This window comes from Streptomyces sp. NPDC002577 (genome assembly GCF_053594815.1).
In genome coordinates this window covers 76,958-100,611 of record NZ_JBSFWK010000012.1, presented here as the reverse complement: position 1 = coordinate 100,611, position 23,654 = coordinate 76,958, and the positions used below count along the sequence as shown (strand labels likewise).

Annotated in this window: 23 protein-coding genes and 2 pseudogenes; 19 read left to right on the top strand and 6 right to left on the bottom strand. The window is 69.4% G+C overall.

What is annotated here, in order from left to right; genetic code table 11:
* Positions 1-13: 13 nt before the first annotated feature.
* The 16 genes and pseudogenes from ACWD4J_RS18625 to ACWD4J_RS18550 all read left to right on the top strand — a co-directional run.
* Positions 14-208, top strand: coding sequence for a ferredoxin (locus ACWD4J_RS18625; RefSeq protein ID WP_451396459.1), 195 nt, complete (start codon positions 14-16; stop codon positions 206-208).
* A 4-nt stretch (positions 209-212) separates the two neighbouring features.
* Complete coding sequence (locus ACWD4J_RS18620; RefSeq protein ID WP_451396458.1) at positions 213-1,436, top strand: NAD(P)/FAD-dependent oxidoreductase; 1,224 nt, start codon at positions 213-215, stop codon at positions 1,434-1,436.
* A gap of 38 nt (positions 1,437-1,474) precedes the next feature.
* Positions 1,475-2,695, top strand: a complete 1,221-nt coding sequence (locus tag ACWD4J_RS18615; protein WP_451396457.1) for a CaiB/BaiF CoA transferase family protein — start codon at positions 1,475-1,477, stop codon at positions 2,693-2,695.
* Complete coding sequence (locus tag ACWD4J_RS18610) at positions 2,677-3,678, top strand: zinc-binding dehydrogenase (RefSeq protein WP_451396456.1); 1,002 nt, start codon at positions 2,677-2,679, stop codon at positions 3,676-3,678. The genes ACWD4J_RS18615 and ACWD4J_RS18610 overlap by 19 nt, the downstream gene beginning before the upstream one ends.
* 93 nt (positions 3,679-3,771) lie before the next feature.
* Positions 3,772-4,584, top strand: coding sequence for a FadR/GntR family transcriptional regulator (locus ACWD4J_RS18605; protein WP_451396455.1), 813 nt, complete (start codon positions 3,772-3,774; stop codon positions 4,582-4,584).
* A gap of 376 nt (positions 4,585-4,960) precedes the next feature.
* A complete protein-coding gene (locus ACWD4J_RS18600; protein WP_451396454.1) occupies positions 4,961-6,193 on the top strand; it encodes a CaiB/BaiF CoA transferase family protein in 1,233 nt (410 codons plus the stop codon).
* Positions 6,194-6,252: 59 nt separating this feature from the next.
* Positions 6,253-7,038: an electron transfer flavoprotein subunit beta/FixA family protein gene (locus ACWD4J_RS18595; RefSeq protein WP_451396453.1), complete on the top strand. Its 786-nt coding sequence runs from the start codon at positions 6,253-6,255 to the stop codon at positions 7,036-7,038.
* Positions 7,039-7,087: 49 nt separating this feature from the next.
* Entirely contained in the window at positions 7,088-8,056 is a 969-nt protein-coding gene (locus ACWD4J_RS18590) for an electron transfer flavoprotein subunit alpha/FixB family protein (protein ID WP_451396452.1), read from the top strand.
* A 172-nt stretch (positions 8,057-8,228) separates the two neighbouring features.
* The gene (locus ACWD4J_RS18585; protein WP_451396451.1) at positions 8,229-9,452 is read left to right on the top strand and encodes a CaiB/BaiF CoA transferase family protein; all 1,224 of its coding nucleotides are present in this window, start codon (positions 8,229-8,231) and stop codon (positions 9,450-9,452) included.
* 325 nt (positions 9,453-9,777) lie between these two features.
* Positions 9,778-10,626 carry a branched-chain amino acid ABC transporter permease gene (locus ACWD4J_RS18580; RefSeq protein ID WP_451396450.1) on the top strand — a complete coding sequence of 283 codons (849 nt, stop codon included), beginning with the start codon at positions 9,778-9,780 and terminating at the stop codon, positions 10,624-10,626.
* Positions 10,623-11,738, top strand: coding sequence for a branched-chain amino acid ABC transporter permease (locus ACWD4J_RS18575; RefSeq protein ID WP_451396449.1), 1,116 nt, complete (start codon positions 10,623-10,625; stop codon positions 11,736-11,738). The genes ACWD4J_RS18580 and ACWD4J_RS18575 overlap by 4 nt, the downstream gene beginning before the upstream one ends.
* Positions 11,725-12,417, top strand: a complete 693-nt coding sequence (locus ACWD4J_RS18570; RefSeq protein ID WP_451396448.1) for an ABC transporter ATP-binding protein — start codon at positions 11,725-11,727, stop codon at positions 12,415-12,417. The genes ACWD4J_RS18575 and ACWD4J_RS18570 overlap by 14 nt, the downstream gene beginning before the upstream one ends.
* On the top strand, positions 12,414-13,109 hold the full coding sequence (locus ACWD4J_RS18565) for an ABC transporter ATP-binding protein (RefSeq protein WP_451396447.1): 696 nt from the start codon (positions 12,414-12,416) through the stop codon (positions 13,107-13,109). Before ACWD4J_RS18570 ends, ACWD4J_RS18565 begins: the two co-directional genes overlap by 4 nt.
* Positions 13,110-13,153: 44 nt before the next feature.
* The gene (locus tag ACWD4J_RS18560) at positions 13,154-14,356 is read left to right on the top strand and encodes an ABC transporter substrate-binding protein (protein WP_451396446.1); all 1,203 of its coding nucleotides are present in this window, start codon (positions 13,154-13,156) and stop codon (positions 14,354-14,356) included.
* Positions 14,357-14,568: 212 nt separating this feature from the next.
* Positions 14,569-14,964, top strand: coding sequence for a CoA transferase (locus ACWD4J_RS18555; protein ID WP_451396445.1), 396 nt, complete (start codon positions 14,569-14,571; stop codon positions 14,962-14,964).
* A pseudogene (locus tag ACWD4J_RS18550) lies at positions 14,850-15,327 on the top strand (CoA transferase); the annotation flags it as partial. The gene ACWD4J_RS18555 and the pseudogene ACWD4J_RS18550, both read left to right, overlap by 115 nt.
* A 45-nt stretch (positions 15,328-15,372) precedes the next feature.
* Here the strand turns inward: ACWD4J_RS18550 and ACWD4J_RS18545 are convergent.
* Positions 15,373-16,377 (bottom strand): tyrosine-type recombinase/integrase, encoded by a 1,005-nt coding sequence (locus ACWD4J_RS18545; RefSeq protein ID WP_451396444.1) that lies wholly within the window; start codon positions 16,375-16,377, stop codon positions 15,373-15,375.
* A gap of 549 nt (positions 16,378-16,926) precedes the next feature.
* Between ACWD4J_RS18545 and ACWD4J_RS18540 the strand changes: the two genes are divergently transcribed.
* Positions 16,927-17,811, top strand: coding sequence for an LLM class F420-dependent oxidoreductase (locus tag ACWD4J_RS18540; RefSeq protein ID WP_451396443.1), 885 nt, complete (start codon positions 16,927-16,929; stop codon positions 17,809-17,811).
* Between the two features lie 81 nt (positions 17,812-17,892).
* Here ACWD4J_RS18540 and ACWD4J_RS18535 read toward each other — a convergent pair.
* The 3 genes and pseudogenes from ACWD4J_RS18535 to ACWD4J_RS18525 all read right to left on the bottom strand — a co-directional run.
* Positions 17,893-18,430: pseudogene (locus ACWD4J_RS18535) on the bottom strand (aldehyde dehydrogenase family protein); the annotation flags it as partial.
* A gap of 39 nt (positions 18,431-18,469) precedes the next feature.
* On the bottom strand, positions 18,470-19,459 hold the full coding sequence (locus tag ACWD4J_RS18530; protein WP_451396538.1) for an ISL3 family transposase: 990 nt from the start codon (positions 19,457-19,459) through the stop codon (positions 18,470-18,472).
* Positions 19,393-19,923: a transposase family protein gene (locus tag ACWD4J_RS18525; protein ID WP_451396442.1), complete on the bottom strand. Its 531-nt coding sequence runs from the start codon at positions 19,921-19,923 to the stop codon at positions 19,393-19,395. The genes ACWD4J_RS18530 and ACWD4J_RS18525 overlap by 67 nt, the downstream gene beginning before the upstream one ends.
* 110 nt (positions 19,924-20,033) lie before the next feature.
* Here ACWD4J_RS18525 and ACWD4J_RS18520 point away from each other — a divergent pair, with 110 nt between their 5' ends.
* A complete protein-coding gene (locus tag ACWD4J_RS18520; protein ID WP_451396441.1) occupies positions 20,034-20,627 on the top strand; it encodes a YdeI/OmpD-associated family protein in 594 nt (197 codons plus the stop codon).
* Between the two features lie 523 nt (positions 20,628-21,150).
* Here the strand turns inward: ACWD4J_RS18520 and ACWD4J_RS18515 are convergent.
* The gene (locus ACWD4J_RS18515) at positions 21,151-21,786 is read right to left on the bottom strand and encodes an NAD(P)-dependent oxidoreductase (protein ID WP_451396440.1); all 636 of its coding nucleotides are present in this window, start codon (positions 21,784-21,786) and stop codon (positions 21,151-21,153) included.
* A 51-nt stretch (positions 21,787-21,837) separates the two neighbouring features.
* Positions 21,838-22,686 (bottom strand): aldo/keto reductase, encoded by an 849-nt coding sequence (locus ACWD4J_RS18510; protein ID WP_451396439.1) that lies wholly within the window; start codon positions 22,684-22,686, stop codon positions 21,838-21,840.
* A gap of 210 nt (positions 22,687-22,896) precedes the next feature.
* On the opposite strand from ACWD4J_RS18510, the gene ACWD4J_RS18505 reads away from it, so the two are divergent.
* On the top strand, positions 22,897-23,478 hold the full coding sequence (locus ACWD4J_RS18505; RefSeq protein ID WP_451396438.1) for a TetR/AcrR family transcriptional regulator: 582 nt from the start codon (positions 22,897-22,899) through the stop codon (positions 23,476-23,478).
* The last annotated feature ends 176 nt before the right edge of the window (positions 23,479-23,654 follow it).

Below are 23,654 nucleotides of genomic sequence, written 5' to 3'. Positions count from 1 at the left end.
CGGGAGACGTGCCATGAAAGTCCGTGTCGAAGAAGACAAGTGCTGCGGCTTCGCGGCCTGTCTGTCCGTCGCGCCGAAGGTGTTCGACATCGACAGTGACCAGATCGCGGTGGTCCTGATCGACGGCGAACTGCCCGAAGACCTGCACGCGTGCGCCCGCGACGCCGCGGACGCCTGCCCGACCGACGCCATCATCATCGAGGAGTAGACCGATGGACGTGCTCATCATCGGGGCTTCGGTGGCCGGCGTCGCCGCCGCCGACACCCTCCGCGCCCAGGGGCTCGATGGGAAGATCACCCTCGTCGACGCCGACCCGCATCTGCCCTACGACAAGCCCCCGCTGTCGAAGCAGGCGCTGAAGGACGGCTGGAAGCCGGACAAGATCCTGCTGCGGCCCGAGCGCCACTACCAGGACCAGGGCATCGACCTGCTGCTCGGGCGCCGCGCGGTCGCCCTCGACGGCAACCGCCGCACGGTCCGCCTGGACGACGGGACCGAGCTGACGGCGGACGCGATCGTCCTGGCCCCCGGCGTCGTCGCCCGCACATTGCCCGAACCGTCCATGCTGCCGGGCGTGTTCAGCATCCGTAGCCTGGACGACGCCCTCGCCGTCCAGGAGGCGCTGCGCGCCAAACCCCGACTGGTCATCGTGGGCGGCGGCTTCATCGGCGCCGAAGCAGCCGCCGTGGCTGCCGCCGCCGGAGCCGACGTCACCCTGGTCGAGGCCCTCGACCTGCCCTTCTCCCGGATCTTCGGCCCCGATGTGGCCGCCGCGCTGGCCCGCCGCCACAAGGCCCACGGGGTGTCCCTCGTCTGCGGGTCCGGCGTGGACCGGCTCGAAGGTGATGGCAGGGTCGAACGCGTGGTCCTTGCCGACGGCCGCGTCCTGGACGCGGACGCCGTGCTGCTCGGCCTCGGCGCGGTGCCCGCCACGGACTGGCTCGAAGGATCCGGCGTCGTCCTCGACAACGGCATCGAGTGCGACGAGTTCGGACGCACCTCACTGCCCGGCATCTACGCCGCGGGGGACGCGGCCTCCTGGTGGAACCCGCGCACCGGGACCCACGAGCGCATCGAGCACTGGACCACGGCCAAGGAACACGGCGCGGCCGTCGCTCACAACATCGTCAACTCCCAGGCTCCCGGCCGCACGGCGGGCCCGGTGCCGTACTTCTGGTCCGACCAGTACGGCAGCCGGCTGCAGTTCCTGGGCGTGTCGAAGGGCTATGACGCCACGCACGTGGTGCACGGAAGCCTGCAGGACGAGGAGTTCGTCGTCCTCTATGGCCGTGACGGTGTCGTCATCGGAGCACTGGGCCTGGCCGCGACCCGCCATCTCATGCGCTACCGCACCCTCATCGAGAGCGGGACGCCGTGGTCCGAGGTACTGGCCGACAGCGCGGCGGCCCCGGTGGGAGCGCCTTCGGCGGCGTAGGACGCGATCAGGAAAACAGGAGGGAGAGCGGAGAAGTCATGAGTGAACAGCACGGTGACGGCGGCCCGTTGGGCGGCATAGTCGTCCTCGACCTGTCCCGGGCGGTGGCCGGCCCGCAGGCGGGCATGATGCTCGGCGACATGGGCGCCCGGGTCATCAAGGTCGAGAGCCCGGCCGGGGACGAGAGCCGCGGCTGGGGACCGCCTTTCGTGGGTGACGAGGGCGAGCGCGAGTCGACGTACTTCTTCAGCGTCAACCGCAACAAGGAGTCGATCAGCCTCGATCTGAAGGACCCTCAGGACAAGGGCGTGCTGCGTCGGCTCGTCGAGCGCGCCGATGTCCTGATCGAGAACTTCCGCACCGGCGTCCTGGCCCGGCTCGGGTTCTCCTTCGAACGCCTCCAGCAGCTCAACCCCCGCCTGGTGGTGCTGTCCATCACAGGCTTCGGCTACGACGGACCCGAGGCGTCCCGGCCCGGCTACGACCAGATCCTGCAGGGCGAGGGCGGCCTGATGAGCCTCACCGGGCCGACCGGCGGCACGCCCACGAAGGTCGGGGTGCCCATCGCCGACCTCCTCGCCGGGATGAACGGCGCGTACGGCGTCCTCGCGGCGCTCTACGAACGCACCCGCACCGGTAAAGGCCGCATCGTACGGACCTCGCTGCTCGCCGCGATGGTGGGCGCCCACTCCTTCCAGGGCACCCGCTGGACCGTCGCCAAGGAGGTGCCGGGGGTGGCGGGGTCGTACCATCCGGCGATTGCGCCGTACGGGCTGTTCCGCACGGCCACGGCGCCCGTGCAGGTCGCCTGCGGTTCGCAGGCACTCTGGAAGGCGTTCGCAGGCGCGATCGGGCTCGACCCCGACGACCCCCGGTTCACGGAGAACCGGCAGCGCGTCGAACGACGTGACGAGCTGACCGCCGAGATCGAGAACATCTTCATGGAACGTCCGGCGGAGCACTGGTTGGACATCCTGGGCGCGGTGGGCGTGCCGGCCGGCAAGGTCCGCAGCCTCGACGACGTCTACGGCTGGGAGCAGACCCTGTCCCAGGGGCTCGTCATCGAGGTCGAGCATGCGACCCAGGGGCGGCTCTCGCTGCCGGGTCCGACCATTCGCTTCGACGCCAACGCGTTCGCGGGCGGGCGGGTTTCGCACACCGCCCCACCGACGCTGGGCCAGCACAACCAGTCGGTCAGGGACTGGCTGGAGGAGACCCCGGAGACGGAGACGGAGGAGCTGTGCTCGCAGCCGTCGTAGTGCCCGACGGGGCGACCGGATCGCTGGACATCCGGGAGGTGCCCGATCCGGTTCCCGCGCCGGGCGAGGTGGTCGTCGCCGTCCGGGCGGCCTCGGTCAACCGCTCCGATCTCCTCCACCGGCAGGGCCGCTACCCGGCGGCGCCGTCGTCCGACCCCGAAGCCCCCGACATCGCAGGCCTGGACATGGCGGGCGAGGTCGTGGCGCTGGGGCCGGGGGTGGAGGGCGTGGCGGTCGGCCAGCGCGTCATGGCCATGTCCGGGCGGGCGTACGCCGAGCTGGTCGCCGTACCCGCGGGGCTGCTGTTGCCGGTGTCCGATGCGGTCGACTGGATACAGGCGGCGGCGCTTCCGGTAGCGCTCATGACCGAGTACGACGCCCTGGCTCGCGCCGGGCGGCTCGCAGCGGGGGAGACCGTGCTGGTGACGGCGGCGGCGTCCGGAGTGGGGTCGGTGGGCGTGCAGATGGCCCGCGCCCTGGGTGCCGGCACCGTGATCGGCTCCGTACGGTCGCCCGCGAAAGCGCAGGCCGTGCGGGCGCTGGGGGCCGACAAGGTGGTCACCGCGGGGGCCGACGAGCTGTCAGCCGCTCTCGCCGAGGCCCTCGGCGGGGAGAGTCGGGTCGAGGTGGTCGTGGACCATGTGGGCGGCGGCACGCTCGCGGCCCACCTCCAGTCGATGGCTGTCGGCGGCCGGCTGGTGAGCGTCGGCCGACTCGGCGGCCGCACCGCCGAGCTGGACATGAACCTCCTCGCCCTCAAGCGGCTGCACCTCGTCGGCGCCACCTTCCGCACCCGTACCGTCGCCGACCGGATCGCCATCGCCGAGGGAGTACGCGAACACGTCCTTCCGGCCGTCGCCGACGGGCGCATCCGGGCCGTGGTCGACCGCTGCCACCCGTGGCGCAGTGCGCTGGCGGCGCAGGAGGAGATGAGGCAGGCCGGACATACCGGGAAAATCATCCTGGCCATGCCGGGAGCCTGAGCCCATGCCCGCGTCCCCGTCCGACTCCGTACTTTGTCTTGAATTTGCCTGCGTGAAACAAAGGTCTGGTCCAGTGGCATTACCATTGACGTCATGCAGCACCACGGAGGCGACGGGAACAGCATGTCAATCAACCCGGTTTCGACGCCGTCCGCTCCCGCCGAGTCCGGCGGGTTGCTGTTCCGCCCCGCCCGGCCGCGCCGCGCGTTCGATGAGATCATCACCCAGATCAGGGCCCTCATCCAGCAGGGCAAGCTCAACCCCGGAGACCGGCTGCCGGCCGAGCGCGCCCTGGCCGAGCAGTTCTCCGTCAGCCGCAACACGGTCCGCGAGGCGCTGCGGATGCTGGAGATCTCCGGGCTCGTGGTCCTCAAGCGCGGTGCCGCCGGAGGTGCCTTCATCGCCGAGGGGGACTCCTCCCTTGTCGCCAAAAGCCTTTCCGACGCACTGCAGTTGACGGACTTCTCCATCGCCGACGTCACCGAGACGCTGCGCGGGCTGTCGTCGGTCGTCACGCGTGCCGCGTGCCGGCGCATGACCGACGCGGACCTGGAGCGCCTGGCCGCGAACGTCGCGCTTGCGGAGAAGCTGACCCAGGAACAGCAGTGGGAGCGCAAGGTGGGCGTCCACCTGCAGTTCCACGCCATCCTCGCCGAGGCCACCGGCAACCCGGTCCTCGTGCTGCTGACGAACACCCTCTTCGAGGTCGTCGGCGAGGTCATCCTCCAGGTCGGCCCCACCCAGGACGACTCCATCATCCGCTCGCGCCGCCGGGTCATGCGCAGCCTTCGCAAACGGGACGCCGACGCCGCGATCGCGGAGCTGGAACGCTACTTCGAGCGCCTGCACCTGCTCTGGCTGCGCGGTGACTACCGCGGCGCCAGGCGTATTTCGAGCGACGCCTGAGCGTTCCGCCGGCTCAGGGTACGGGGGCGTCGTCCGTCCCCGAGTCCGTCGTGGCCGGTCGTGCCCAGGCGGCGGATCCGTATGCCGACGTATTCCGGCAGGTGATCGCGTACCCGCTTTCTCTTGACCCAGCCATACGACCAAGTTATCAATGGTTGAGCCATAGCAATTCTTGGCCCCTCAGGGGGTCGGCGAAGGAGCCGTACCACTTCCGAGCGGCCGGGCGGCCGACAGAGGTCTGCGTCGCGGGCCCTCACCCCGTAGCACCCGGCCTCGCCGACGCCGTACCCGTACCCGTGACCTGGGCTGCGTGGCAACACGCCTTTCTCTGACAGCAGTTGGGAATTCCTCCGAACGAAGGAGTTGGGAGCAGAAAGTGTCCTCCAGCCAAGAATCCGAATCCCGCGCGGTGGCAGGCCCTCTCACAGGTCTACGCGTCCTCGACTTCAGCACGCTGATCGCGGGACCGTACTGCACGCGTCTGCTGGCCGACCTCGGGGCGGACGTGGTCAAGATCGAGTCGCCCAGCGGTGACTTCCTCCGCAGCACGACGCCCCTGCGGGACGGTCACAGCGCCTACTTCGGGATGATGAACGCCGGCAAGCGGTGCATCACGCTGGACCTTCGCGTCCCCGAAGGGCTGAGCGTCGCCCGTGACCTGATGGGCTGGGCCGACGTCGTCGTCGAGAACTTCCGCCCGGGCGTCATGAAACGCTTCGGGCTGGACTACGACACCGTGTCCGTCGACCATCCGCAGCTCGTCTACTGCTCCATCAGCGGATACGGACAGACCGGGCCGTGGATCAACCGCCCGGCGACGGCCCAGGCCGTGCACGCCATCTCGGGCTACGACCTGGCGAACCTGCGCTACCAGCTGGACGAGGTGCCCCCGCCGAGCACCGGTGTGTTCGCCGCCGACGGACTCTCCGGCGCCCTCGCCTTCGGCGCGGTGCTCACCGCGCTGCGCGGCCGAGACACCGACGGCGTCGGCCGCCACATCGACCTGGCCCTGCTGGACAGCATGCTGTCGATGATGCCGTACGAGGTCCAGGAGGCCCAGTTCCCGCAGGGGTACGACCGCAAGGGGTATCCGCCGGCCCGCACCTCTGACGGCTGGGTCATGGTCGCCGCCACCAACCAGCGCAACTTCGAGGCCCTCACGCGCGCCATCGGCTCCGAGGAACTCGCCGAGGACGAGCGTTTCCGTGCCACCGAGGCACGCTGGCTGCACACCCGGGAGCTGCACAAGCTGGTGGAACAGTGGACCTCCACCCGCACGTCCGCGGAGTGCGAGGCCACCTTCCTCGAGGCCGGCGTGCCCGCCGCGCGCTACCGCACGATTGCCGAGCAGTTCGACACCGAACAGCTGCGGCAGCGCGGCACGTTCGTACCCGCGGTGGACGCCGCCGGTGAATTCCAGGTCGTCGCCCCCGCCTTCCAGCTGCGCGTCCCCGGAGAGGCCTCGCCTCGCCCGGTGGCCACGGCCGAGCGCCCGCTGCGGGTCTCCTCGTTCGGAGCCGACACGAAGGCGGTCCTGACGGAGCTGCTCGGCGCCGAGGTCGCGGAGGCCGCGATCACGTCGGGCGCAGCCGTGACCGACGCTCCGTGACGACGGTCGGCGCCGTGGCCGAGTGAGCTCGTGAATGAACAGAAACAGGAGAAAGAACCGTGAGTTTGAAGATCGTCGTCTGTGCGAAGTACGTACCCGACGCGGCCGGTGACCGTGGATTCGCCGACGACACGACGACCGACCGGGAGTCGGTGGACGGTCTGCTGTCGGAGCTGGACGAGTACGCGGTCGAGCAGGCGCTGCGCATCGCCGAAGCCGCGGACGACGCCGAGGTGACCGTGGTGACGGTGGGCCCCGACGACGCAGGCGACGCACTGCGCAAGGCGCTTTCCATGGGCGCGGACAAGGCGGTGCACGTCAACGACGACGACATCCATGGCACGGACGCGCTCGGGACGTCGTTGGTGCTGGCCAAGGCCGTCGAACAGGCCGGCTACGACCTGGTGGTGTGCGGTATGGCATCCACCGACGGCACCATGGGTGTGCTCCCGGCGCTGCTCGCCGAACGGCTGGGCGTGCCGCAGGTGACGCTGCTGTCCGAGGTCACGGTCGAGGACGGTGTGGTCACCGGCCGCCGGGACTCGGATGCGGCCAGCGAGGAACTGCGGGCCGCGCTGCCCGCGGTGGTGTCGGTGACGGACCGCTCCGGTGAGGCCCGCTACCCGTCGTTCAAGGGCATCATGGCCGCGAAGAAGAAGCCGGTGGCGACGCTCGACCTGGACGATCTGGGCCTCGACGCCGACCAGGTGGGCCTCGCCGGGGCGTGGACCGAGGTCAAGGACATCACCGCCCGGCCCGCGCGCACCGCCGGCACCGTGATCGAGGACGACGGGGAGGGCGGCAAGGCGCTCGCCGGGTTCCTCGCCGCGCAGAAGTTCATCTGAGCCGTCCGGCCGCCGCAACACCTTCTGGAACTTTCTGGAGATATGAGCAATGGGTGAGATCCTCGTCCTGGTCGACCACGTGGACGGCCAGATCCGTAAGCCGACGCTGGAGCTGCTGACGCTGGCCCGCCGCCTGGGTACCCCCTCGGCGGTGGTGCTGGGCGCCGGAGCCGCCGCAGCCGAACTGGTCGACAAAGCAGCCGAGTTCGGGGCGGCCAAGGTCTACGTGGCCGATGGAGACGAGTTCGCCGACTACCTCGTGGTGCCCAAGGTGGACGCGCTGACCCAGATCGCGCAGTCGAGCGGCGCCGAGGCCGTGCTGGTGACGTCCTCCGCGGAGGGCAAGGAGGTGGCGGCCCGCACGGCGCTGCGGCTGGGCTCGGGCCTGATCACGGACGCGGTGGACGTCGAGGCCGGGGCCGGCGGGCCGGTGGCGACCCAGTCGGTGTTCGCCGCCTCCTTCACGGTGAGGTCGACGGTGTCCCACGGCACCCCGGTGATCACCGTCAAGCCGAACGCCGCCGCACCGGAACCGGCCCCGGCGGTCGGCGCGGTGGAGCACGTCACGGTGACCTACTCCGCGGGAGCCACCGGTACCCAGATCCTCTCCCGCACCCCGCGCGTCTCCTCCGGCCGCCCGGAGCTGACCGAGGCCGCGATCGTGGTCTCCGGCGGCCGTGGCGTGGGCGCCGCCGAGGGCTTCGGCGTGGTGGAGGAACTGGCCGACGCGCTCGGTGCCGCGGTGGGCGCCTCCCGGGCTGCCGTCGACGCCGGCTGGTACCCGCACAGCAACCAGGTCGGCCAGACCGGCAAGCAGGTCTCCCCGCAGCTGTACATCGCCAACGGCATCTCCGGCGCCATCCAGCATCGGGCCGGCATGCAGACCTCGAAGACGATCGTCGCGGTCAACAAGGACCCCGAGGCGCCGATCTTCGACCTGGTCGACTACGGCGTGGTCGGTGACCTGTTCGACGTCCTGCCCCAACTCACCGCGCAGGTCAAGGAGCGCAAGGGCTGAGCAGTGCACGTGAGCCGGCGGCCGGGGCGGCAGTCCCCGCCGCCGGCTCGGCCATTGTGCCGGCCGAGCCGCGATCACAGTCACGTCACAGCTCGCCTCATGGCCCACGGGGATCTTGACGTCGCAGACATCGCAATGGTTGAACCTTAGAAGTACGGACAAGGAGGTCCTTGTGCTTGAGGCTGAGACGACGATGCTTCCCCTGGACGGCCTGCGGGTCGTCGACTTCACCACCGTGATGGCCGGCCCCTACTGCACGCGTGTCCTGTCATCACTGGGTGCCGACGTGATCAAGATCGAATCCCGGGACGGCGACTACACGCGTGGTGCCGCGCCCCTGCGGGACAACAGCAGTGCCTATTTCGCCGAGCTCAACAACGGCAAGCGCGGTGTGGTCCTCGACCTCAAGCACGAACTCGGCAGAGCCGCCGCGCAGGAGATGATCGCGCAGGCGGACGTGGTGGTCGAGAACATGCGGGCCGGCGTCATGGCGCGACTGGGCCTGGACTACCCGAGCATGAGCCGTCGTAAGCCGGACCTGGTCTACTGCTCCATCACCGGATTCGGCCAGGACAGCCCGTACGCCACCCGTCCGGCCACCGCGCAGGTCGTCCACGCGACCGTCGGGTACGACCGCGCCTTCGCGGCCTACCAACGCGACGACACCGAACTGCCGGCGACCGGCCTGTTCGCGGCGGACGGCATGGCGGGGGCGCTGGCGGTCAGCGGCATCCTCGCGGCGCTACGGGTCCGCGACCTCACCGGCCAGGGGCGCCATGTCGATGTGGCCCTCGACCAGGCGCTGCTGTCGATGATGGTCTACGAGGTCCAGACGGCCCGGTTCCCGATGGACTACACGCGCAAGGGCTATCGGCCGGCCCGCACCAAGGACGGCGCCGTGATGATCGCCGCCGTCAACAAGCGCAACTTCGAGGCACTGAGCCGCGTACTCGAACGACCCGACCTGCTCACCGATCCACGGTTCGCCACCACCGCACCGCGCTGGCGCTCCTACGGCGAACTGCACGCGATCATCGAGGAGTGGACCGGCACGCGCACCAGCGAGGAGTGCGAGCGGGCTCTGGTGGACGCCGGAGTACCGGCCACCCGGTACCGGACGGTGGAGGAGTACCTCGCCGAACCGCAGGCGCGGGAACGGATGATGACGCCCGCGCAGGACGGGGCAGGCAGGCTCGACGTCACCGGTCTGCCGTTCCGCCTGACGCCGTCCCGGCCGACCGCACCGGGGGCCGGAGCCGCCGCGGTCCGCCATGTTCCCGAACTGGGCGGCGACACCCGGGCCGTCCTGTCCGAGTGGCTCGGTCGCGAGCGCGCCGACGCGGTGCTGGACGCGGGGGCGGCCTATGACGCGGGCGACGGCGGCGATTTCTTCTGACCACCTCCGTACGGAGGGTTGTCACACCGAAGGGCACCCGTTAATGTCCCGTTCATAGGTTCAACCTTTGGTCAAACCTTGTGACTTACTCGCCACGGCCGTAGACCGCATTGGTTCCGCCCCGACACGACGGGCGGACGAACGAGCCGTCGGCTTTCACCCGCCGAGCAACGGACCGCATCCCCGTATGCGCCCGGCTGCCCGCACTTCTTGCTCTTTCCTCATCCGTGCTCAGTCAGGAGGCCACGGTGTTCGAACATGGCAGTACTCCACCCGGCAGACGGCTCATCAGCCGTCTGCCGCACGCGCGGACGGGGCGACGCCCATGCTGAGCGTGCTGAACGCCCTTACCCTGTCCGCCCTGTTCGCCCTGCTTGCGTCAGGTCTGGCGCTGATCTTCGGCCTGCGCAAGATCATGAACTTCGGCCACGGCGCGCTGTACATGCTGGGCGCCTACCTCGCGTACTCCGTGGCACAGGCGAGCAACTTCTGGGTCGCCCTGGTCGTCGTACCCATCGCCCTGGCGGTCGCGGGTGCACTCCTGGAGTTCCTCGTCTTCCGCCCCCTGAAGAAGCGCTCCGAACTCGACATCGCCCTCATCACCTACGGCATGTCCCTGGTCATCGGCCAGCTGATCATCAAGGGCTACGGCGGTGAGACCCGGCCGGTGCAGGCGCCCTCCGCCCTGCGGGGCGCGGTCCACCTGCTCGGCGTCCAGTACCCCGCCTACCGGCTGCTCATCATCGGCCTCGGCCTCGGCACCGTGCCGGCCATCTTCGCCTGGCTGAAGTGGACCCGTACCGGACTGTTCGTCCGCGCGGTGAGCCACGACCCCGGCACCGCGCACATGGTGGGCGTGGACAGCAAGCGCATCGGTCTGTTCGTGGTCTGCCTGGGTACGGCCTTCGCCGGCGTCGCCGGTGCGCTTGCGGGGCCTTACCTCGCGGTGCAGCCCGGCATGGGCGACTCCATCATGATCAGCAGCCTGCTCATCATCGCGATCGGCGGCCTCGGCAGCATCGGCGGCGCCATCGGAGCCGCCGTCCTGTTCGGCGTCGTGTCCGCCGTGGGCCAGGAGTACGTACCCGACGTGGCGTCACTGCTGCCGTACATCCTGCTGATCGTGGTCCTGGCGCTGCGCCCGCAGGGCTTCGGCGGAGCGAGGTCGTCATGAGCGAAACCCAGACCGAAACCCAGACCGGACCCCAGCCCGCAGTCACCCAGCCCGAGCGCACGACCGCCGGCGCACGCATGCGCGGCGACTGGAGGCGGGGGATCTCCCCGCAGCGTGCGGCGATCGTCGTGCTCGTAGCCGTCGTCGGCTACTTCGTGCCGAACGCCGTGCGCGACGCACACGGCATGACCGTTCTGGTCAACGGCCTGCTGCTCGGCATCATGGCCCTGTCCGTGGGATTCTTGCTGAACCTGCTGGGATGGGTCAGCTTCGGCGCCTCGGCCTTCTCCGGCGCCGCGGCCTACCTGTTCGCCGTCCTCTGCGTCTCCTCTCACCTGGACGTCCTCCCCGCCGTTCTCCTCGCGATCGTCGGGGCCACGGTCGGCGCGTTCCTGATCGGCATGGTCTTCGTACGCAGCAAGGCGCTCGTCTTCACCATGCTCACCCTGGCCCTCGGCCAGCTGCTGCTCCAGGTCGTCTCGCTGGACGGCCTGCGCACCAGGACCGGCGGCTCGGACGGCATGGTCGTCAACTACAGCGGAACCCTGGGCGGCATGACCGTCGACGAGGTCGCCGACCCCGGACTGTTCTGGCCGCTGGTGTGGAGCGTCACGGTGGTGGCCGTGCTGATGGTGCACTGGATCGGCCAGGGCCGGCTCGGCCGGTCGCTGCGCGGCATCCGGGAGAACGAGGACCGCATGCGGCACTCGGGCTTCAACACCTACCTGCCCAAGCTGCTGGCCTTCGCATTCGCCGGCCTCCTCGGCTCGGTGGCCGGAGTCCTGCAGGCCCTCAACACCGGTTTCGTCTCCCCGGACCTGCTCAGCTTCGGCGCGAGCGGCAACGCGGTCATCGCCGTCCTCATAGGCGGCTTCGAGACACCGCTCGGGCCGCTGGTCGGCGGTCTGCTGCTGGTGTGGGGCCAGGACAAGTTCGGCTCCAGCGGAGAGCTGTACCTCTACACCGGCCTGGCCGTGATCGTGGTCCTGACGGCGTTCCCCCGCGGCCTGCTCGGCCTGGTGGCGAAGGCCTGGCAGTGGGCCCGTACATCCGCGCGACCGGCATCCGCAGCACCCGTGTCCGACCTGGGAGGCACACATGCTGTCGACTGACGGCGTCCGCGTACAGTACGGCAGCCTGGTCGCGCTCTCGGACGTCACCATGGACGTCGCCGAGGGCACCGTCCACGGCGTGATCGGCCCGAACGGCGCCGGCAAGTCCACGCTGATGAACGTACTGTCCGGAGCGCAACGCCCCAAGCAGGGAACCGTCCTGCTGGACGGCCAGGACATCACCCGCCGCTCCGTGCAGTGGCGCCGCAGACAGGGCCTGTCCCGCTCCTTCCAGCGGACCAGCATCTTCCCCGCCCTCACCGTCCGCGACCAGCTCGGCCTCGTCGCACGCGGCGACCACGCCCACGTCGCGCACGTCGCACAGATCTTCGGCCTGAAGCATCTGCTGGACTCCCGCGCCGACACCATCGCCTACGGCGACCAGCGCCGCGTCGACATCGCCCTCGCGGTGGTCGGCCAGGCCCGCCTGCTGCTGCTCGACGAACCCGCGGCCGGCCTCACCGTCCAGGAGACCGCCGACCTCTTCGGCCACGTCGCCGAACTGGTCCGGCAGGAAGGCCTGACCGCGGTGATCGTCGAGCACGACGTCGACGCGGTCTTCCGTACCTGCGACACCGTCACGGTGCTCGACCTGGGGAGCGTGCTCATGACCGACGAACCTGCCGTGGTACGGGCCGACACCCGTGTCATCCAGGCCTACCTGGGGACTGCCGCATGAGCCTTCTCGAGATCTCCCACCTCAGCGCCGGGTACGGCAAGGCGGTCGTACTCCGCGACATCGACCTGACCGTCGACAGCGGCGAGTCCGTGGCCCTCGTCGGACGCAACGGCGCCGGCAAGTCCACGCTGGTGCTGTCACTGTTCGGACTCGCCCAGGTCCACGGAGGCGAGATCACCGTCTCCGGCCAGCCGCACCGCCCCTCCCGCGGCGCACGCGCCGCCGCCATGGGCCTGGCACTGACCCCGCAGGGCCGGCGCATCCTGCCGCAGCTCACCGTGCAGGAGAACCTGCTGCTCGGCACCGCGGCCAGGCGCCGGGGTCAGTGGACCCTGGACACCGTCTACGACCTGTTCCCGGTACTGCGTGAGAGGGCGAACAAGCCGGGAACCGCGCTCAGCGGCGGCCAGCAGCAGATGATCGCGATCGGACGGTCCCTGATGGCCAACCCCGACCTGCTGTTCCTGGACGAGCCCTCGGAGGGTCTCGCCCCGGTGATCGTGGACGAACTGGTCGAGGTCCTGACGGCGATCCAGCAGACCGGTACGGCGGTCTTCATCGTCGAGCAGCACCTGACGATGGTCCGGAAGGTGGCCGACCGCGTCATCGTCCTGTCCAAGGGCGAGGTGTCGGCACACGCCCCCGTGACCGAACTGGACACCCCCGAATTCCGCGAAAAGGTCTCGCTCTGACCCACCCACCCCCCATCGATGACAGAACTGCAGAGAGGTCGGTTATGACAGCTAGACACGCGATGCGATGGGCCGCCGCGGCAGCATCCGGTGCCCTCGTGACGTCGCTGGTCACCGGGTGCGGGTACGCCACGACCACGGTGGGCGCGGAGGCCGCGACGCTCAAGGTCGGCGTGATCACCGTCAACAGCGGAAGCTTCGCGGGCATCAGCAAACAGTCCCTCGACGCAGCCACCGTCACGGCGCAGGAACTCAACGCCGCCCAGCACACCTACAAGGTCGACATCGTCCGCATCGACACGGACGGCACGCCCATCAACACCCTGCAGGCCGTGCAGAAAGCGGTACGGTCCAACGACGTGCGGTACGTCTCCGGGTTCATCAGCACCAGCACCGGGCAGGCCCTGAGCGCCCAGGCCAAACGCCTTGGCATCCTCGTCCTCGCCCCGGTGGCCCAGAGCGCCACCCTGGTCGGCCCCAACTGCAACGCCAACTACTTCCAGTTCGGCACCGTCGACAGCCAGTACACCCTGGGCGCTGAGGAAGTCCTCAAGAAGGCGAAGCTGTCCTCCTGGGACACGATCACCCCGGACTACTCGGCAGGCCATGACAAGGCCGCCATCTTTGAGAGGGCCGTGAACAGGACCGGCGGCACCGTCAGGACCTCGGTGTTCCCGGCGCAGGGGGCCACCGACTTCGGCCCCCAGATCTCCAAGCTGGGCCGCAAGAAGTCAAAGGGCCTCTTCGTCGGCATCCTCGGCGGCGACGCGGCCACATTCACCAAACAGGCCGCGCAGTTCGGCCTGTTCGACAAGTACCGGTTCATCATGGGCAGCGGCTACCTCCAGGCATCCGAACTGCCGGCCATGGGCAACGCCGTGATCGGCGCCCACGAGGTGCTGAACTACTCGCCGGACGCGGTGAACAAGACCCCGTTCGCCAAGAGTTACGCGGCCAGGAACAGCAGCGGCATGTGGCACGTACCGATCGAGGGCAACCTGGCCCTGACCGTTCTCGCGGAGGCGGCCGACAAGGCCGGCTCCACCGCCCCGGCGAAGGTCGGCAAGGCGATGAGCGGCCTCAGCGTCGACACGCTCGTCGGCAAGGTCACCATGCGGGCCGCCGACCACCTGCTGCTCCAGCCGCTCTACCCGGCCCACGTGGAAACCGGCCCGAAGCTGGTGACGGACTCGACCATCCCGATCGAGGAGGCGACACCGGCGGTGAGCCCGGAGTGCAAGATGTGAAGCAGTGAACCGCTCCGCTTCCATGGTGCCTTGCAACGAGGCGCGGCCGTGACGATCCCGGCCTCGGATGCCAGCGATTGCACCCGTTGGCGACAGCCGGGTGTTCACATGACAGCGCCTTTCGCGGTCGTGCGAAGGCAGCGGACACCCGTCCGGTCCCCTCCCTGTCCCGGTCTTCCTCTGTCCTCTGGCGGCAAGTTCTGGAGAGTTCTGTGTCCGATGTGGTTCCGACCGAGTACCGCGATGACAGCGACGACCTCGCCGCCGTCACCGCCAACGGCCCACTGGCCGGGATACGAGTCCTGGAACTCGGCGGCATAGGTCCCGGCCCGTTCTGCGGCATGCTCCTCGGCGACCTGGGCGCGGAGGTGATCCGGGTGGAGCGGCCCGGAGAAGCAGGGCGTACGGCGGCGCATTCGTGGCTGCACCGCAACCGCCGCTTGATCGCTGTCGACCTCAAGGACCAGGCCGGGGCAGCTGCTCGCTGCTCCTGGTGGAGGGCGTCGACGCCGTGCTCGAGGGTTTTCGCCCCGGCGTCGCCGAGCGCCTCGGCCTCGGTCCCGAACAGTGCCTGGCCCGTAACCCTCGTCTGGTGTATGGCCGGATGACTGGCTGGGGACAGGACGGACCGCTGGCCCACGAGCCCGGACACGACATCAACTACGTCGCCCTGACTGGAGCGCTGCACGCCATCGCCCCTGTCGGCGGTGGCCCGGTCGTCCCGCTCAACCTGGTGGGCGACTTCGGCGGCGGGGGGATGCTACTCGCGCTCGGCACCCAGCGCCCTGCTGCACGCCCGCGCCACCGGGCGGGGCCAGGTCGTCGACGCGGCCATGACCGATGGCACCGCGCTGCTGCTTGCCATGACCTATGGCTTCCTCGCCCGAGGTCGTTGGAAGGACCGGCCCGCCAGCAATCTGCTGGACGGCGGCGCCCCGTTCTACGGCGTTTACCGCTGCGCCGACGGGCGCCACGTCGCCGTGGGCGCGATCGAGCCGCAGTTCTACGCCGTCCTGCTACGGGACGTCGGCTTCCTCGGAGAGTCGGTGGAGCCGGTGGAGCACGAGGTGTGGTCCGAGCGGGTGGCCGTCGGGCCAGCAGAAGACCAGCCCGGTGAACGGATCGCTGGGGTCGTTGTGGGTTTGGGGTGCTGATCGTGCCCGGTGCCGGAGGGCGGTGGCGACGCGGGGTGAGATGGCGACCCAGCCGCGGCTCGATCGGGTCTTGGGTGTGGTGATGACCAGCCGGTTGTTGTCGATCGCGGAGAGTGTGGAGCGCACGTATACAACGCCCCCGTCGAGGTGGACGTCGTTCCAGTGCAGGCCGAGGGCTTCGCCCTTGCGCATGCCGGTGCCGATGAGGAACTCGAAGAGGTCGGCCATCTCGGGGTCGGCCTGGTGGCAGTGGGCGAGGAAGCGGGCGGCTTCCTTCGCGGTCCAGATCCGCCGTTCCGGCGACGGCGGGCGGCGTAGGACGGGTGGGCTGGCCGGGTTGTGCGGAGGGCGGTGCTGGCGGACGGCGTCGCCGAGGGCGCTGGAGAGGGTGGCGAGGCATCGGTAGAGGGTGGTCCGGCCGCGGCCGGTGGCGAGCTGGCTGGTGGTGAAGGCGGCGATGTGCCGGTGGCCGAGCTGGTCGAGCTTGAGGGTGCCGAAGGGTGGGATGAGGTCGTTGCGGACGTAGTCGCGATAGCGGGCCATGGTCGGCTTGAGTACCAGGGCTTTGGCGGCCAGCCAGGAGTTCAGGTATTCGGCCACGGTCTGGTTGGGGTCGCCGTTGATCCCGCCGGCCTCACACTCCAGGAATCGACGGAGCGCGGCTTCGGCGGTGTCGTGGCTGTCGAAGCCGCCCCTGCGGACGGTCGTCCGATGATGGTCGGGAGTGGGCATGTCGACGGCGAAGGTCCAGGTTCCGTGTTCGGTGTCGGTGAGCAGGTGAGGGCAGCGAGCGCCGAGCTGGTGGCGCTGGGTGTCGCGGCAGCCACACCGGCGATAGACGCGGCCGCGGCCGACGGCGGTACGCATGAGGATCGCCTCCAGGAGGCGGAGGAAGTGCTGACATCTCCAGCCTGCGGGAGCGGGTGGAGGAGGCCTGGCGGAGCTGGCAGTCCTCCAAGGAGCGCTTCACTGAGGCGGCCAGCACCCTGCCCGGGCTCATCGGCGAGGTCGAGCACGCCGTGCGCATCCACCGCGCTGGCGGCGATCCTGAGGCACGGCGCGAAGTGCTGCGAGTCGCCTCCGACCCCTACGGACTGTTGCGCTCGTACTGCCGCCGCGCGGGACGACTGGACCTATCGCTCATGGTCGCCGACCGGGCCATCCGCGCTGCGGAAGACGCAGACGACCCGGTGCGTACCGCAGCCGGGCAGCGGAACCTTGGCCACTACTGCTGTCGAGCCCCGAGCCGGGCGCCGTGGAGGAGGCCAAAGGAGTCGCCCTCCTCGCCGTCGAGCAGCTGCGCCGGCGGGCTGTTGGGGGAGGACGTGGCGCGTTTCTTGGGCCGTGGGGGAAATTTCCTGTGGAACCCTCCAGTTGGAAATCATGTCGACGCGCGTGCGGAGGGATCCTTTTTCGATGACTGATGACACGAACGCTGCCACGCCCCTGAAGCAGACCGTCGGAAAGTACGGCATCTGGACTGTCGGACTGCGCGGCGAGAATCCGGACCGGCGCGCCGAGCGCGCCGAGGCGGCCGCCGAACTGGAGGAGTTGGGCTTCGGCGCCATCTGGCTGGGCGGCAACAGCTCCATCGACAACGCCGCGCCGCTGATCGAGGCGACCTCGCGGATCGTGGTGGGCACCAGTATCCAGAGCGTCTGGGACCACGACGCGGATTCCACCGCGGCCGCCTTCTCCAAGCTGGAGACCACCCACCCGGGCCGGTTCGTGCTGGGTCTCGGGGTGAGCCACGCCAAGAGCACCGAGGGCTACCGCCGCCCCTACGCGACGATGGTCGAGTACCTGGACGGGCTCGACAAGGGCGGCCTGCCCGCCGGGCGTCGGGTGATCGCCGCGCTCGGCCCGAAGATGCTGGGCCTGGCCCGTGACCGGACGGCCGGCTCAATCCCGTATCTGGTGACGCCCGAACACACCGCCGAGGCGCGCGACCGGATCGGCCAAGGTCCGCTGCTCGCACCGGAGTTGAAGGTGGTTCTGGAGACCGATCCGGAACGTGCCCGTACGCTGGCCCGCGGGGTGCTGGCCATGTACCTCCAGTTGGAGAACTACGTCAACAACTGGCTGCGGCTCGGTTTCACCGAGGGCGACGTGGCCGGCGGAGGCAGCGACCGGCTGGTCGACGCGGTGTTCGCGTGGGGCGACGAGAGCCGGATCCGGGAGCGCGTCGAATCCTTCTTGTCGGCGGGCGCCGACCATGTGGCCCTTCAGGTCGTCACCGAGAACGGTGCGGCCTCCATCCCGAAGGACGAATGGCGCCGACTCGCGGCCCTGCTGAAGTAAGCGACGGCCGCGCGCGAGCCTGAGCCGCAGGGCGAACCCCCGCGGCTCAGGCCGGACGCCGGTGCCTTGCGACTCGGAAGCGTAGTGTGCCTGCTCCGTGGCGAGCGTGACCCAAGCGGGTGTTGCTGAACGCCTCGATACCCCACAGGCCGCCGAACCGCCCGTAGCAGGAGGCGGCGAACCCGCAGAAGGGCGCCTGCGGCTCGTCGCCGACCGACTAGTCGTTGACGTGGACGATGCCGGTGCGGATACGGCGGGCGACCTTGCGGCCGTGGGTGCCGTTCTCGGTGATGATGCCGCAGGTCAGACCGTGCTCGGTGGCATTGGCCAGGGTGACGGCCTCGTCGTCGGTGGTGAACGAGGAGATCGCGACGACCGGACCGAAGGCCTCACCGTGGTACAGGACCGCGTCCTCGGGAAGGTCGCTCAGCACGGTCGCCGGGTACAGCGCGCCGTCCGGGGCGCCGCCGCCGGTGGGCACGCGCGCGCCCTTGGCCACTGCGTCCTCGACCTGCTTCGCGAGCCGCTGGGCCGATACGGCGGTTACCAGCGGGCCGGCGACGGTGGCCGGGTCGGTGGGACCGACACGGAGCGCGGTCACCTTGGCTGTGAACTGGCGGATTGTTCATGCGACGCGGGGCAAGCGGGCTCGGGCGGCTCAGCGGCGCAGCTGTACGAGCAGGCTCGTGTGCATCACGTTAGTTCGGCGCGGGTCTTCCGGAGGTGGAGGAGCAGATGACGACGTTCGTCGGCCAGGGTGAGACGGAGGACTCGGCGGTCTGGGCGCTGCGAGACCTGGGTCTTCAAAGTTGAGCGGTGCGGAGGTGTCCGCGGGCTCGGCGGGTGGTGACGCAGCGTGTCCGCAGCCGCTGGTTGTATCGGCGTTGCGGAAGCCGAACGTGTTGCGGGCGACGAGCTTGATCACGCGGTTGATCCCTTCGCTCTTGGCGTTGCTGTGTCCGGTGTCGATGAACGCGGCGACCTCGGGCCACCAGCGGTCGACGGTGGTGGCGAGCTGGCGGACTTCAGGGATGTCGGAGTCCGCGCACCAGGTGAGGAACTTCCAGCGGGCGTTGCCAACTTGGTGGCGGTCGGCTCCGGTGCGGGCCAGGGCGAGGAGGGTGCGCAGGTTCTCCTTGGCTATCCAGGCCGTCAGCAGCGTCTGCCCGATCTTCCCCTCGCCCAGGAGCGTGTTCCGCATCGTGGCGAACTGGTCGTCGGTGAGGTCCTCGCGGTTGCGCAGAAGCCGCTGTCTGGCCTTCCACTCCGGGTCGCTCGCCCGTCCGCGCCTGCCGCGGGTCTCGGCGGTGGTGCGGCGCCTGACCATGGACAGCATCTTGTTGGCAAGCTGGACCACGTGGAAGTGGTCGACCACGACAGTGGCGTGCGGCAGGCCGATACGGATCGCGGCGCGGTAGGTGGCCGACATGTCGATGGCGACGTAGCCGATGCCCCTTCTCCAGTCCAGGTCGGTGGTGGCGAGCCAGGCCAAAACGTCGGCGACGGTGCGGCCCTCGACCTGTCCGAGCAGCCCGCCGTGGCCGAGGGCGTCGACGAAGCCGGTGTGCCACCGGTCCCGGGTCAGGCGCCACTTGCCGGTATCCGCATCCTGTTCCCAGCGGGGCCGTCCGCGCCGGGTCTCGTCGATGCCCAGGACTGCGACCTGCGACAGAGGTGCCTCGGTGACGTCGCCTGTGTGCGGAAGGCTTCCATCACGGTCGGCCAGGACAGATGCAGATCCCGCGCGGCCTGGATGACCGTGGAGCCGGCATCCCGTACGCGGCGCCCGGCCGCACCCCGCAGCCGGGCGGTAAGCCTGGCACCAGCCGGGATCTGCTCGGTGAAGGACCGGCGAGGGCAGTCGGCCTCGCGGCACCACCAGCGGCGCTTGTGCCAGCGGAACTCCAAACCGCTCTCGCCGTAAGGGAGATCGCGCGGGCGGGTCACCGCCGAGCCCTTCACCCGGGTGGCGAACACCCCGCAGGCCGGGCAGGCCCTGGCTGTCTCGTCGGCCGTGACCAGGTGAACTCGGCGCCTTCCGTCGGCCAGCCGCTCAACCCGCGCGACGGACACCCCGTCGAGGTCGAGCAGCAACGTCGTATCGTTGAGCAAGCCCGTGGCTCCTGCATGATCGTTCTGCGTCGAGAACAGGGATGATCACGCAGGTCCACGGGCATCCTGCATCCGGGGCCGTGCCCGAATGCGTCACGACAATCGGCCGGGTGTGGTTCGCTGCTGGGGTGACTCAGGACTTGGAGATCGGCGCATTCGAATCCGCCGAGGCATTCCAGGCATGGCTCGGCGAGAACCACGCCGTCTCGTCCGGCATCTGGCTCAAGCTTCGCAAGAAGGGCCCCGGAATCGTCGCGCTGGACTACGCCCAGGCGCTCGACGTGGCACTCTGCTACGGCTGGATCGACGGCCAGAAGGCCAAGTTCGACGACCAGTGGTGGCTCCAGCGGTTCACCCCGCGCAAGCCGCGCAGCAAGTGGTCCAAGGTCAACCGGGACAAGGTGGCCGCCCTGATCGAGCAGGGCCGGATGCAGCCCCCGGGGCAGGCCGAGGTCGACCGCGCCAAGGCGGACGGCCGCTGGGAGGCGGCCTACGACGGCGCGAAGACCGCCACGGTGCCGGACGACCTCGCGGCGGCCCTGACCGCCGACCCGGACGCGGCGGAGTTCTTCGAGACACTGGACCGGCAGAACCGCTACGCGATCCTGTACCGGGTCCAAGACGCCAAGAAGCCCGAGACCCGGGCGCGCCGGATAGAGAAGTACGTAGCGATGCTGGCCAAGGGCGAAAAGCTGTACCCGTAGTCCCGGAGAGGGACGCAGCCGTGTAGTGCCCCGGGGGCCCGGCGCGCCTGCGGAGCACCTACAACATCACTCTCCCTGATGCCTTGACACCGCCGCTGGGCTCTCAACTTCGTGGCATTGGTCGAGCATCTGTCGGTGGCAGTAGCCCTCGGGTTGCCAGCCGCGGCCCTCCAACCAGGGCAGGACCGGCATCGCGTCGCGCACGACTGACCACTCCACGTCCGTCATGTCGGAGGGATAGCGGCGCACCCGGTCCGGACGATCGCCCGCATTCCCGAACCGATTTACACGACCGGGCAGGCGAGTCGGACTCCACCGGCGTGAGGACGCAGGACTGCGGCACAGGCGCCTCCTGGTTCAGCTCGTTGGGACTTCAGCAATCCCGAACTGAGCCGAAAGCCCCGCCTTCATGCGCATCCCAGCCGCAGACCACCCGAACGAGCTGTGCTCGTGGAACCGATGCTCACCGTGATCCGCACGACAACGGCGTCTAAAAGGTCGGCCGGGAACGGGATGGAGGGTGTCAGTCGCTGATCACGGGGCTGCGGTGGGTCCACTCGCTGCCATGGACCGCCTTGTGTATGAATGCCGCCACGTCGGCCCGACCGATCGTCGGGTTGCCCTTCATCGGCAGTCTGTCGCCCACGCTGTATGTGCCCTTGGCGGGGTCATTGGTCAGCCGGGTCGGGAGGACGATGGTCCAGTCCAGCCCGCTGGAGCGGATACTCTCGTCGGCTATTGCCTTGTTCGCATAGATGTTTCGCAGGAGCGTGCGGTAGATCATCTTCTGCGGGATGCTCGACCAGGCGAGGGTGTGGCCCACGCCGAACGATGACATCCAGACCAGGCGGGAGACATCCGTTTCCTTGGCCGCGGCGACAAGGGCCGTGGAGGAGCGGGTGAAGAGGTCGTCAGCGCGTACCGAAGTCAAGGAGTTGCCTGCGCCGAGGGCGGAGATGACTGCGTCATGACCAGGCAGGGTGGCGGAGAGATCCTGGAGTGATGTGGCGTCTCCGGTGGCGAGCGTGACCCGATCGGCCAGATCGGCCAGTGCCGCCGGGTTGCGGACGAACGCCGTGACCGAGTCGCCGGACCGTAGGGCCGCGTCGACGACATGGCGACCGGTGAGTCCGGTCGCTCCAAGGACGAGCAGCTTCATAGCAGAGGGACCTTTCGTGCTGCGTGATCGGCAGGCTGGGCGTCGTGTTGGTCAGGCAAGGTCGGCGAGGTCCTCGTCCGAGAGCGCGACCGATCCGGTGGCCATGTTCTCCTCCAGATGACGGACCGAGCCGGTGCCGGGGATGGCGAGAGTGACCGGCGAGGAGGCCAGCAGCCAGGCCAGTCCAATCTGGGCGACGGAGGCCCTGTGCCGGGCGGCGACCTTGGCCAGGCGGTCGTCGTCGAGCTCGCGTCCGCCGCCGAGAGGGAAGAAGGGCGCGAAGGCGATGCCCGCCTCCTCGCAGGCGGCCAGCATCTCCACGTCGGCGCGGTGTGCGGCGTGGTACTCGTTCTGGACTGCCGTGACCGGGGCGATGGCGCGGGCCTCGGTGAGGTGTCGGGTGTCGACGTTGCTCAGCCCGAGGTGACGGATGAGGCCCTCCTCGCGCAGTTCGGCGAGCGCCTCGAAACGGGCGGCGATGGACTCGCCGTGCGGGGGCTGCATGTGTCCCACACGCAGGTAGACCAGGTCGAGACGGTCGATGCCGAGACCGGTGAGGTTCTCTTCCACCAGGGCACGCATGTCGCTGGGCGCGCCGGCGGAATAGCCGTCGGGCCTGATGAGCGGGCCGACCTTGGTCGCGATGACCAGGCCGTCCGGGTAGGGGTGAAGGGCCTCGCGGATGAGCGTGTTGGCTTGAGCCGTATTGTCGCCGCTGCGGTAGAAGTCGGCGGTGTCGATGTGGTTGACGCCGAGCTCAATGGCACGGCGGAGCACCGCACGGCCGGTTTCGAGGTCGCGGGGCTCGCCGCCCATGCCGCTCCGGGACGGCAGGCGCATCGCACCGAACCCCAGACGGTTGATGGGGAGGTCGCCGCCGAGGCGGAATTCGCTGCTCATGTAGCCCCTTCGGTTCGATACAGGGGGATGGTTTCGGACGGCCGAGCCCGCGCATCAGATGATCCGCACGTTCGCGGTGGGAGCCTTGCAACGGTCCGCCGCCACGACGGCTACGGTCGCCCGTCCATCCGTATAAGATGCACATGTGCACTCTATGCGGAGAGGGAGCACCGGTCAATTAGATGCATCAGTGGATCGTATGGAGGGGTCGTGACCAACCGGCAGACCCGTCGCCGCGGAGCAGCACTCGAAAGTGCGCTACTCACGGCCGCGTGGGACGAGTTGATGGACAACGGCTACGAAAGGCTGACCATGGAAGCGGTGGCCGAACGCGCCCAGACCAGCCGCCCCGTGATCGCCCGGCGCTGGGGAAGCCGGCAGGAGCTGTTCACTGCGGCCGTCCTGCACTGGATCGACCACAACAGGCCGCCCGTCCCTGACACCGGCACGCTGCGGGGAGACCTCCTGGCCTACCTGGTAAGCAAGTCCGACAAGCAAGCGGAGATCAGGGCCGTCTTCGGGTCGCGATTCGGCGGGCCGGCCGAGGAGAACCAGGACCTCGCGCAGCAGCTGCGACAGCGGATCTACCAGGCCCTGGGCACCCAGGACATCTGGGACCGCGCTGCCGCGCGGGGAGAAGTCGACCCGGCCGCCCTCACACCGCGCATCCGGGACCTGCCGCTCGATCTCGTCAGCCTCGAACTCACGCAGACCCATGAGGCGGTGCCCCTCAGCGTGATCGAGGAGATCCTGGACACCATCGTCCTGCCTCTCGTCGTCCCGCGCGACTGAGCCGTCGTTGGCGTACCGAACTTGATCGGCGTGTTTTCGCGAAAGAGCTGCCCCCTCGAACCAATGCTCACGGTGATCGGTACAACAACGGCGTCTGAGTTCGTCCGGTGGCGGCGTCGAGTGGAACAGGCCGACGACGCGCGCCCCGGCCGCGAGGAACACGGACGCGGCCGCCG